This is a genomic window from Micromonospora sp. NPDC047753, from assembly GCF_040642735.1.
Lineage (GTDB): Bacteria > Actinomycetota > Actinomycetes > Mycobacteriales > Micromonosporaceae > Micromonospora.
This window is the reverse complement of sequence record NZ_JBEYSL010000651.1, coordinates 1-3,161: the sequence shown is the minus strand read 5'-3', so window position 1 is coordinate 3,161 and position 3,161 is coordinate 1. Positions and strand designations below refer to the sequence as shown.

At 70.3% G+C, this 3,161-nt stretch carries 1 protein-coding gene and 1 pseudogene; one reads left to right on the top strand and one right to left on the bottom strand.

Annotation, left to right across the window (positions count from 1 at the left end):
* Window positions 1-108: 108 nt before the first annotated feature.
* On the bottom strand, window positions 109-1,866 hold the full coding sequence (locus ABZ749_RS32580; protein WP_357234639.1) for an NAD+ synthase: 1,758 nt from the start codon (window positions 1,864-1,866) through the stop codon (window positions 109-111).
* 320 nt (window positions 1,867-2,186) lie between these two features.
* Between ABZ749_RS32580 and ABZ749_RS32575 the strand changes: the two are divergent.
* Window positions 2,187-3,065: pseudogene (locus ABZ749_RS32575) on the top strand (glutamine synthetase family protein); the annotation flags it as partial.
* Between the last annotated feature and the right edge of the window lie 96 nt (window positions 3,066-3,161).

Genomic DNA, 3,161 nt, shown 5'->3' with positions numbered 1-3,161 from the left:
CATCAAGGACCCGGAGTTCGGGGTCGACATCGGCTTCTACGTCTTCCAACTTCCGTTCTGGCGCTACCTGCTCGGGGTCCACCGACCCGGCACCCCCAGGGGTACGGCTCAGCCGTGCTCGCGCCACCGATTGGTGATCGGCAGACGGCGGTCCCGGCCGAACGCCTTCATGGAGATCTTCGTGCCCGGCGCGGACTGCCGTCGCTTGTACTCGGCGGTATCCACCAGCCGCAGCACCCTGTCCACCACGGCCGGGTCGTGACCCGACTCGATCAGCCCGTCGCGGCCGAGATCGCCGTCGACGTAGCCGATCAGGATCGGGTCCAGGACGTCGTAGTCGGGCAGGCTGTCGCTGTCGAGCTGGCCCGGGCTCAGCTCGGCGCTCGGTGGCTTGCCGATCGAGTTCTCCGGGATCGGGGCCGTCTCACCGCGCCGAGCCGCGTCCGTGTTGCGCCACTTCGCCAGCCGCCAGATCAGCGTCTTCCAGACGTCCTTGACCGGGTTGAAGCCGCCCACCGAGTCGCCGTACAGGGTGGAGTAGCCGACCGCCAGCTCGCTCTTGTTGCCGGTGGTCAGCACCAGGTGGCCCTCCTGGTTCGACAGCGCCATCAGGATCACGCCACGGACCCGGGCCTGGAGGTTCTCCACTGCCACACCGGACAGCGACAGGTTGGCCAGGAAGCCGTCCACCATCGGCTGGATCGGCTCGACGCGGTAGTCCAGGCCGGTGCGCTTGGCCAGGTCGGCCGCGTCCTCGCGTGAGTGCTCGGAGGAGTGCTGGCTGGGCAGCGACACCCCGACCACCCGGTCCGGCCCGAGGGCGTCGACGGCCAACGCGGCCACCACCGCCGAGTCGATGCCGCCGGAGAGACCGAGCACCACCGACGGGAACCGGTTCTTGTTGACGTAGTCCCGCAGGCCGAGCACCAGGGCCTGCCACACCTCGGCCTCGTCGGCCACCGGCTCGATCACACCGCCGGTGGCGGCCGGACCGGTCGGCGTGGCCGGAACGCCGTCCAGCGTGCTGTGCACGATGCGCATGCCGTCCGCGACGGTCTCCGTGGTCGTCGCGGCGGTGGCGGCTGGCAGCTCGACGTCGTGCACGAGTAGGTGTTCGACGAACTGCGGTGCGCGGGTGAGCAGCTCGCCGTCGGCGGTCACGATCATCGAGTCGCCCTCGAAGACCAGCTCGTCCTGCCCGCCGATCATGTTGACGTACGCGACGGTGGCGCCCGCCTCGGCGGCCCGGCGGCGGACCAGCGGGAGCCGGAAGTCGTCCTTGTTCAGCTCGTACGGCGAGCCGTTGATGTTGACGACCAGGCCGACGCCGGCCTGCCGGGCGGCGGCGAACGGACCGCCGGCCTGCCACAGGTCCTCGCAGATGGTCAGCGCAACGTCCACGCCCCCGATCCGCACCACCGTCAGAGTGTCGCCGGGGACGAAGTAACGGTCCTCGTCGAAGACCCCGTAGTTGGGCAGGTGGTGCTTGAAGTAGCGGGCGACGACGGCACCCCGGTGCAGCAGCGCGGCGGCGTTGCGGGCACCCCGGCCCGGCTCGGCGTCCCCGCTGACCTGCGGCGGACCGTCGGCGTCCAGGTAGCCGACCACGACCGGCAACTCGCCGAGACCGTCGGCGGCCAGGTCGGCGGCCAGCCGCTCCACGGCGGCCCGGGACGCGGCGACGAAGGAACGCCGGAAGACCAGGTCCTCGACCGGGTACCCGGTCAGCATCATCTCCGGGAAGAGCACCAGCTGGGCACCGGCGTCGGCGGCCTGGCGAGTCCAACTGCGGACCAGATCGGCGTTTCCGGCGAGGTCGCCGACGCTCGGGTTGACCTGGGAAAGGGCGAGACGCAGGGTGGGCATGCCTTCATCTTGCCCCAGCCTCGTCGCGACAGTCCGTACCCTCCGACGAGACGGCCGCCACCCGCCGCGACGGGCGCCCGCGAGGCCGCGGCGGCAGGTGCTCGGCCGTCGTGGCGGCCCTCGGTGGTGGTTCGGCCGTCGGTGGTGGTTCGGTCGTCGTGGCGGCAGGGGTGGGCCCCGCGCTCGCCCGGCGGGACACGAGGGGACGGCCGGCGGCAGTTCGCGTAACGTCTGCGTAACCAGGCCCGGGAACACTGGGCGATCAGGTCGGGTTCAGCCCGGCCAAGGCGGACAAAAGAGTGTCGCGAGGGGTTGGGGAAGTGGACCGTCAGCAGGAGTTCGTCCTCCGCACGCTGGAAGAGCGGGACATCCGGTTCGTCCGGCTGTGGTTCACCGACGTTCTGGGCACGCTCAAGAGCGTTTCGGTGGCACCCGCCGAGCTCGAGGCGGCCTTCGAGGAAGGCATCGGCTTCGACGGCTCGGCGATCGAGGGCTTCGCCCGGGTCTTCGAATCGGACATGGTTGCCATGCCCGACCCGACCACCTTCCAGGTCTTCCCCTTCGAAGGCGGGGTCAGCGGCGAGAGCGCCCGGATGTTCTGCGACATCCTGCTGCCCGACGGCGGGCCGTCCTGGGCCGACCCCCGGCACGTGCTGCGCCGCGCGCTGTCGAAGGCGGCCGAGAAGGGCTTCACCTTCTACACCCACCCCGAGATCGAGTTCTTCCTGCTCGAGAACGGTCCGCAGGACGGCACTGTGCCCACCCCGGTCGACACCGGCGGCTACTTCGAGCACACCACCCACGCCGTGGCCCGGGACTTCCGCCGTCAGGGCGTACTCGCGCTGGAACGCATCGGTATCTCGGTCGAGTTCAGCCACCACGAGGTCGCACCCGGCCAGCAGGAGATCGACCTGCGGTACGCCGACGCGCTCACCACCGCCGACAACATCATGACCTTCCGGCACGTGGTCAAGGAGGTCGCGCTCTCCACCGGTGTGCAGGCCAGCTTCATGCCGAAGCCGTTCACCGACCAGCCGGGAAGCGGGATGCACACCCACCTGTCGCTGTTCGAGGGGGAGCGCAACGCCTTCCACGACAGCGGCGACCCGATGAAGCTGTCCAAGGTGGCGAAGTCGTTCATCGCCGGCCTGCTGGTGCACGCCCGGGAGTACACGGCTGTCACCAACCAGTGGGTCAACTAGTGGCTCCTGGTCCGCGACCTGGACTCCGCTCCCGACCTCGACCCGCTGGCCTTCCCGGTGGCCCCGCTGGAGGAGACGCTGCTGCGAGCGCGG

Coding starts and splice junctions, on each gene's coding strand:
- ABZ749_RS32580 (WP_357234639.1), bottom strand. CDS start 1,866: ATGCCCACCCTGCGTCTCGCCCTTTCCCAGGTCAACCCGAGCGTCGGC.